The organism is Sphingomonas sp. (assembly GCF_040398505.1).
Lineage (GTDB): Bacteria > Pseudomonadota > Alphaproteobacteria > Sphingomonadales > Sphingomonadaceae > Sphingomonas.
This window is the reverse complement of record NZ_JBBATX010000110.1, coordinates 1-8,027: the sequence shown is the minus strand read 5'-3', so window position 1 is coordinate 8,027 and position 8,027 is coordinate 1. Positions and strand designations below refer to the sequence as shown.

6 protein-coding genes are annotated in these 8,027 nt (G+C 64.5%); 5 read left to right on the top strand and 1 reads right to left on the bottom strand.

Going from position 1 to position 8,027, the window contains the following annotated elements:
• The first annotated feature begins 272 nt into the window (after positions 1-272).
• The 4 genes from ABWP09_RS12110 to ABWP09_RS12095 all read left to right on the top strand — a co-directional run bounded on the left by ABWP09_RS12110 (position 273) and on the right by ABWP09_RS12095 (position 5,169).
• Positions 273-2,696, top strand: a complete 2,424-nt coding sequence (locus ABWP09_RS12110; RefSeq protein ID WP_353205385.1) for a response regulator — start codon at positions 273-275, stop codon at positions 2,694-2,696.
• A 37-nt stretch (positions 2,697-2,733) separates the two neighbouring features.
• The gene (locus ABWP09_RS12105; protein WP_353205384.1) at positions 2,734-3,087 is read left to right on the top strand and encodes a response regulator; all 354 of its coding nucleotides are present in this window, start codon (positions 2,734-2,736) and stop codon (positions 3,085-3,087) included.
• Positions 3,088-3,206: 119 nt separating this feature from the next.
• Positions 3,207-4,313 (top strand): recombinase RecA, encoded by a 1,107-nt coding sequence (gene recA, locus ABWP09_RS12100; RefSeq protein WP_188446705.1) that lies wholly within the window; start codon positions 3,207-3,209, stop codon positions 4,311-4,313.
• A 223-nt stretch (positions 4,314-4,536) separates the two neighbouring features.
• Positions 4,537-5,169, top strand: a complete 633-nt coding sequence (locus tag ABWP09_RS12095) for a glutathione S-transferase family protein (protein ID WP_353205383.1) — start codon at positions 4,537-4,539, stop codon at positions 5,167-5,169.
• A 198-nt stretch (positions 5,170-5,367) separates the two neighbouring features.
• On the opposite strand, the gene ABWP09_RS12090 is transcribed toward ABWP09_RS12095, so the two are convergent.
• Positions 5,368-6,678 (bottom strand): dicarboxylate/amino acid:cation symporter, encoded by a 1,311-nt coding sequence (locus tag ABWP09_RS12090; protein WP_353205382.1) that lies wholly within the window; start codon positions 6,676-6,678, stop codon positions 5,368-5,370.
• Between the two features lie 117 nt (positions 6,679-6,795).
• On the opposite strand from ABWP09_RS12090, the gene ABWP09_RS12085 reads away from it, so the two are divergent.
• A partial coding sequence (locus ABWP09_RS12085; protein WP_353205381.1) for a M24 family metallopeptidase occupies positions 6,796-8,027 on the top strand: 1,232 nt, incomplete at its 3' end.

Here is an 8,027-nt window from a genome sequence, read left to right as displayed (position 1 = left end):
CCGGGCGACAAGATGTATCTGGCACCGGGCGATCGGGTGAAGGTCTGGTAAGGCCGCCGTCCAAGATTGAGCGAAGCTAAATCGCGGATCGACGGCGGCCCGGCCGGCGCCGCCCCAGCGGCGTCCGACGGCTCGGCTTTGCCGAGCCGCTTCTCCCTCCTCCCTTCATCGGGAAGGAGCGAAAGGACCACAGCGGCATCCGCCGCGCAAACCCCCGTCGTTCCGCCGCTTAGCTCTTGACGCCCCCGGCCGATCCCCCAAAGCATGACGCAATGGCCACGCTCCCCGCGATACCGCAGTCCACCGCCTTTCGCAGCGCCGCGCTGATCGCGATCGGCTGCGGCGTGGCGGCGGCGCTCGTTATTCTCGGGCTGATCGGCAGCGTGCCCGTCGCCGCCGCGTTCCTGGCGGCGGCGCTCGTCGTGACGGGCGGGCTGATCGCGTTCCGACGCTTGTTCCCGCCCACCGCCTCAACCGCGCTTGAGCCCGACTGGAGCGTCGCGCGCGCGCTGGCCGAGAGCAGCCCGGATGCGATCGCGGTGACCGATCGTGCGGGGCGGCTGGTCTGCGCCAACAACCGGTACGAAGCAGTGTTCGGGGGCTTCCCGACGCCGCCCGGTCTGCCGTTCGATTCGACCGGAGTCGAGCGTCTGGGCAATGCCGGGCGCGCGGCCTGGCGCGACGGCGACGCCGCGATCGATCGGCTGCTGATCAACGGCACGAACCTGTCGGCGCACGTCTCCCGCGCGGGCGAGGACGAGAATCTGCTCGTCTGGCGCTTCCATGCGCCACAAGGGCTCGATCTGGCGCAAACGATGGAAAATCTGATCGCGGGCGCGACCGGCGACCGGCTCGGCAGCGCCGGGATTATGGCCGCATTGATCAAGCCCGACGGCCGGATCCGCGCCGCCAATCGCGTGCTGCGCGCGCGCGCAATGGGACATGAGGAAGGCGCGATCATCGGGCGCGACTTCGCGCAATTCCTCATCACCGATGCGCACGGCATGGCGCGCTTCGAACGCGAGGGCCTGACGCAAAACCCGTTGCGCGTCCTGCAAATCCCGTTCCTCGATGGCGAAGATGCCCCAATGCTCGTCGCGCTGATCGACGAGGAGGAGAGCGGTCATCCCGCAATCGGCGAAAGCGCCAGTGCCCACATTAAGAGCCTCGTCTCGCTGATGCCGTTCGGGATCGCGCTGATTGGCGGCGATGGGCGCTTCCTGCAAATGAACGATGCGTTTGCGCGCGCGGCTTCGGTCGATCCGCATAGCCCGCCGCTCTATCCCGGCGATCTGGTCGTGCGCGAGGATAAGGGCGTGGTGGCCGACGCGATCCGCAAATTCGCCGGCGGCGCGACGCATTCGACCGATCTTGCGGTGCGGTTGAAGGACCATCCCGACGAGCCGGTCGCCCTCTCGATCGCAGGGGCGCGCGGCCTCGGCAATTCCGCGGTGCTGCTCAGCCTCAAGGATAATAGCGAGGAAACCCGGCTCAAACGCGAAGTCGCGCAAGCGACCAAGATGCAAGCGGTGGGGCAGCTTGCCGGCGGCGTCGCGCACGATTTCAACAATATCCTGACCGCGATCATCGGACATTGCGACTTGATGCTGATGCGCCATTCGCCCGGCGACAGCGATTATGACGACATCCAGCAGATCCGCGCCAATTCGAACCGCGCGGCCAGCCTGACGCGGCAATTGCTCGCTTTCTCGCGCCAGCAGACGCTGCGCCCGCAAGTGCTGCAATTGCCCGACGTGATTTCGGAAGTGTCGAACTTGCTCAAGCGACTGCTCGGCGAAACCGTCACGCTGACCGTCAAGCACGGCCGCAACCTCTCGCCGGTCCGCGCCGACCCCGGGCAGCTCGAACAGGTCGTCGTCAATCTCGCGGTCAATGCGCGCGATGCGATGATGTCCAAGGATTCGCGCGGCACCGGCACGCTCGCGATCCAGACCTATGCCGTCACCGCAAGCGAAGTGCGACAGCTCGGATCCGACATCCTGCCCGCCGCCGATTATGTCGTGCTCGAAGTCGCCGATACCGGGGGCGGCATCCCGGTCGAAATCCTGCCCAAGATTTTCGAGCCGTTCTTTACCACCAAAGAGGTGGGGAAGGGGACCGGCCTCGGCCTGTCCACCGTCTATGGCATCGTCAAGCAATCGGGCGGCTACATCTTTGCCGAAAATGTGAAAGGCGGGTCGAAAGGCGGAGCCGGGGCGGTCTTCAAAATCTATTTGCCCGTCCACACCGCAGGGGCGCTGGTCGAACCGACACCCCCGCGCGTGCTGCCTAAGGAAAAACCGGTCGATTTGTGGGGCACCGGCACGATCCTGCTGGTCGAGGATGAGGACATGGTCCGCGCCGTCGCCGAGCGTGCGCTGACGCGGCAGGGTTATACCGTGCTCACCGCCGAACATGGCGAGGCCGCGCTCGAGCTGCTCGCCGCCAACCCACGGCCCGATTTGCTGATTTCCGACGTGATGATGCCGTTGATGGACGGCCCGACGATGGTTCGCCATGCCCGCGCGCGCTATCCCGATCTGCCGATCCTGTTCATGTCGGGCTATGCCGAGGAGACGATCCGTAAGTCGATCGATCTCGACAATGTCGACTTTCTCGCAAAACCGTTTTCGGTGCAGGAGCTTGCCGAGGCGACTCGGGCGGTGCTGACGCGCGCAGCTGCGCTTGCGAAATGATATGGCGCCCACAGCGGGGGGCGGGTAAGGCGACGCGATGGATGTACCGCATACTATCCTGATCGTCGAAGACGAACCCTTGATCGCGATGATGATCGAGGACTTTTTGGAGGTGCTTGGCAAGGCACCGGCCGGACCGGTTGATAGCGTCACCGCGGCCCTCGCGCTGATCGCGGCGGGCGGGATCGATGCTGCGATCCTCGACGTCAATTTGCGCGGCGGTGAGAAGAGCTTCCCAATCGCCGATGCGCTCGCCGCCAGCGGCATTCCGTTCCTGTTCGCGACCGGCGGATCGCACGATACCGTGTCGGAGGCGTATCGCGACCGACCGACGCTGCCCAAGCCGTTCACGATGGACGGCGTGGCAAAGGCGCTCGACGCGCTGGGATGATCTCAGGCCCCAGCGCGAAATAATTTCCGTTCCACTCTTGTTCTCAAAGAACAAACGCGATACAGCCTCCAACACACATTGAACGCAGCACGCGTTCGGTCTAGCGATGGAGGCTCCCAATGGCGGTATCGTTAAAGGTCATCGACAGCAAAATGGCAGCATCCACGGACAAGGCCGCCGAAAAGGCCAAGGACGAACGCGCGAAGGCGCTTGAGGCCGCACTCGCGCAGATCGATCGCGCCTTCGGCAAGGGGTCGGCGATGAAGCTGGGCTCGAAGCAGACGATGCAAGTCGAAGTGATTTCGACCGGCTCGCTCGGGCTCGACATCGCGCTTGGCGTGGGTGGTTTGCCGCGCGGGCGCGTGATCGAGATTTACGGACCCGAATCATCGGGCAAGACGACGCTCGCGCTTCATGTCATCGCCGAGGCGCAGAAAGGTGGCGGCACCGCGGCTTTCGTCGATGCCGAGCATGCGCTCGACCCGGTCTATGCCAAGAAGCTCGGCGTCAACATCGACGAACTCATCGTCTCGCAGCCCGATACTGGCGAGCAAGCGCTCGAAATCGTCGATACGCTGGTACGTTCGAACGCGATTGACGTGCTGGTGATCGATTCGGTCGCCGCGTTGGTGCCGCGCGCCGAAATCGAGGGCGAAATGGGCGATAGCCATGTCGGCTTGCAGGCGCGTTTGATGTCGCAGAGCTTGCGCAAGTTGACCGGCTCGATCAGCCGCTCGCGCTGCATGGTGATCTTCATCAACCAGCTGCGCATGAAGATTGGCGTGATGTACGGCAATCCCGAGACGACGACGGGCGGCAATGCGCTCAAATTCTATGCCTCGGTCCGGCTCGACATCCGCCGCACCGGCCAGATCAAGGATCGCGACGAGATCATCGGCAACACCACCCGCGTCAAGGTCGTCAAGAACAAGGTCGCGCCACCGTTCAAGCAAGTCGAATTCGACATCATGTACGGGCAGGGCGTGTCGAAGATCGGCGAGATTCTCGATCTCGGCGTCAAGGCCGGGCTTGTCGAGAAATCGGGCGCGTGGTTCTCGTACGACAGCGTTCGCATCGGCCAGGGCCGCGAAAATTCGAAGACCTTCCTCAAGGATCATCCCGAAATGTCCGATCGGCTTGAGGCGGCAATCCGTTCGCGCACCGACAAGGTTGCCGAAGAAATGATGTCCGGTCCCGAGCCTGATGAGGGCGACGACGAGATGTGAGGTTCGCGTTCGCCCCGCCGGATTGGCAGGGCAAGCGCGGGGACGGCGGGCGTGCACGCCGCCGTTCCGGCCAAGACGGCGCGCGTCAGCGTGTTGCCGTCGCAGAAACCGGGAAGGCCCGTCGGCAACGGCGGGCCTTTCATAGTGTGCGCGCGGTGTGCGTGCTTGGGCGTTTGAGACTGGGCTGCTACGATACGACCCCAGCCGAACCCGGAGACTCCGTATGTCGCTCATCGTCCACCATCTCGAAAACTCCCGCTCGCAGCGGATTCTGTGGATGCTCGAGGAACTCGCGCTGCCCTATGAGATCACGCGATATGAACGCAATAAGGAGACGATGCTGGCCCCGCCGGAACTCAAGCAGGTCCATCCGCTCGGCAAATCGCCGGTGTTGCAGGATACCGATGCCGGACACACCATCGTCGAAACCGGCGCGATCATCGACTATCTGGTCGAACTTGCGGATGGCAAATTGGGGCCGCCGGCGCATCGCGCCGATACACTGCGCTATCGTCAGTTCCTGCATTATGCCGAAGGATCGATGATGCCGCCGCTGCTGGTGCTGTTGGTTGTCAACCGCATCCCGCTGGTGGGCAAGACCGCCGCAAAACGCATCCAGCCGATGATCGATATCCACCTCGATTATGTCGAGACCGAGCTGTCGAGCCGCCCCTATTTCGCGGGCGATGATCTCACGGGTGCTGATATCATGATGAGCTTCCCGCTCGAGGCGGCGCGCAGCCGTGCGGGCCTCGACGACTCACGCCCGGCGACGACCGCCTGGCTCGACAAGATCCACGCCCGGCCGGCCTATCAGGCCGCGCTCGCCAAGGGTGGGCCTTACGCCTACGCTTGAGCTTCTGCTTCTGCCTGGAAAGAAGAAGAAGAAGAAGATGGTTCACGCGAAGGGCGCGAAGAGAAGGCAGGCCGCCAAGGGAGTAGCATTGGTGACGCTCGAAGATCGTCGATCAAACAGGCGATTGCGCCGCTACTCCGGCGGGTGTCGCTTCGCGCTCTTCCGCCTCTTCGCCCCCTTCGCGTGAACCTCTTCTCTTCAAACCGCGCCATGCGGCGCATGGGGTGGTTCGATCTCGGGTTGCTCCGGCGCGCCAAGCGTCCCCTCCCATTTCGCCACCACCGCCGTTGCCACCGCATTGCCTACGACATTGGTACCCGAGCGCCCCATGTCGAGGAACTGGTCGACCGGCAGAATCAGCAACAACCCCGCCTCGGGAATGCCGAACTGGCCCATCACCGCCGCAATCACGACGAGCGAGGCGCGCGGCACGCCGGCAATCCCCTTCGACGTCACCATCAGCACCAGCAACATCACGATTTGCGTGCCGAGCGACAAATCCACGCCGTAGACGCGCGCGAGGAACAGCGTCGCGAAGGTCATGTACATCATCGACCCGTCGAGATTGAACGAATAGCCGAGCGGCAGCACGAAGCTGGCAATGCGCCGCGGTACGCCGAAGCGGACCAGCGCCTCGAGCGTGCGCGGATAGGCGGCTTCGGACGATGCGGTCGAGAAAGCGAGCAGGATCGGCTCGCGGATATAGCGCGCGAGCATGAAGGCGCGCGGCCCGATGAACACGAAGGCCGCGCCGAACAGCATTAGCCACAATAGTGCCAGCCCGAGATAGAAGCTCCCGACGAACAGTCCGAGCGTCCACACGATCCCGAGGCCATTGACCGTGATCGTCGCGGTGATCGCGGCGAACACCGCCAGCGGGGCAAGCCGCATGACGTAATCGGTGATCTGCAGCATCATCGCCGCGAGCGCCTCGGCCCCGCGCACGATCGGCGCGCCCCTTTCGCCGATCGCGGTGAGCGCGACGCCAGCAAAGACCGAGAACAGAACGATCTGGATGATCTCGTTGGTCGCCATCGCATCGACCACCGAGGCGGGCACGATATGCGTCACGAAATTGGTGAGGTTGAACGCCTTTTCGTCGAGGCCCACGCTCGCATCGGGCGGAGGGAGCTTGAAGCCGAACCCGCTGCCCGGCGCGACCGCATCGATCACGAATTCGATGCCGTGGAACAGTATCAGCCCAAGGCTCAGCGACACCAACGACGCGGTGACGAACCACGCCATCGTCCGCCCGCCGATCCGCCCGAGCGCGGTGATGTCGCCCATATGCGCGATGCCGACGACCAGTGTCGAGAACACCAGCGGCGCGATGATCATCTTAATCAGCCGCAGGAAAATCGTCGTGACGATCGAAAAGCCCGCGCCGATTTCCTTGAGCCGCGCTGCTGCTTCGGGGGTGTTGTCGGCAATCTGGGTGTTGATCGCCCAGCCGACGATCAGCCCGAGCACCAGCCCGATCAGGATGTAGGTCGTCAGTCGCTTCGCCACGTGTCGGCCCCCGGTGTTACAGTCCGGGCCATCAACGGGAGAATGACGCGGGGGTCAAGCGTTGCGCCACCGGATTGACGCATTGCGGGGGCTGCGGCGTGCTGGCACAGTGCCGCGATGAACTTGACCCGACGCGCATTCGCCACTGCTGCCGCCGCCCTCCCGGCGCTCTCCGCGACCGCCGTGCTCCGCGCCGCCGCGCCCGATCTGGCGGGATTGCGCGCGATCACCGGCGGCACCGCGCCGATCGGCGTGGCCGAACGCCGCGCCCGCATCGCCCGCGCGCAAGCGGCGATGCGCGCGCGCGGCATTGGCGCGGTGCTGATCGAGCCGGGATCGTCGATGGTCTATTTCACCGGCGTCGAATGGCATCGCAGCGAGCGGCTGACCTGCGCGATTATCCCTGCGGAGGGCGACCCTTGCATCGTAACTCCTTATTTCGAAGAGCCCTCGGTCCGACAAACGCTAGCGATTCCGGCAGAAGTTTGGGCATGGGACGAGGACGAAGACCCGATCGCGCGTGTGGCCGATTGGATCGACCGTAAGCACCTGTTGGGTAAGGCAGTTGCGATTGAAGAAACGGTTCGGTTCTTTGTCTCGGATGGTTTGCGCAGGAAGATGGAGGATCTGCGCTCGGGCGCCAAGATCGTCAGCGCCAACCCGGTCGTGCGCGCGTTGCGGATGCGCAAGACCGCGCCCGAAATCGCGCTGATGCAGGCCGCGACCGACGTGACGATCGCCGCCTATCGCTGGACCTGGCCGCGTATCGAAAAGGGCATGAAGCCCGCCGATATCGCCGCGCTGATGAATGCTGCAACGAAGCAACTCGGCGGCGATCCGGAATTCGCGCTCGTCCTGATCGGCGCGGCGGCGGCCTATCCGCACGGCAGCCGCGACCCACAAATCGTCGCCGACGGGCAAATCGTGCTGATGGATTGCGGCTGCACCGTGCAGGGCTATCAATCCGACGTCTCGCGCACCTTCGTCTTCGGCGCCGCCAGTAAGGAACAGCGTACCGTCTGGGACCATGTCCGCACCGGCCAGGCCAAGGCCTTCGCCGCCGCGCAGATCGGCACACCGGCGGGCGCGGTCGACGATGCGGTGCGCGCGTTTTACGAATCGCTCGGCTACGGCCCGCGTTACCGGCTGCCCGGCCTGTCGCATCGCACCGGCCACGGCATTGGTCTCGACGGGCACGAGCCGGTCAACCTCGTCCATGGCGAGACCACCCCGCTGGCCGAGGGCATGTGCTTTTCCGACGAACCGGGCCTGTATCTGCCCGGCAAATTCGGCGTGCGGCTGGAGGATTGCTTCCACATGACGGCGGCGGGACCGAAATGGTTCAGCGT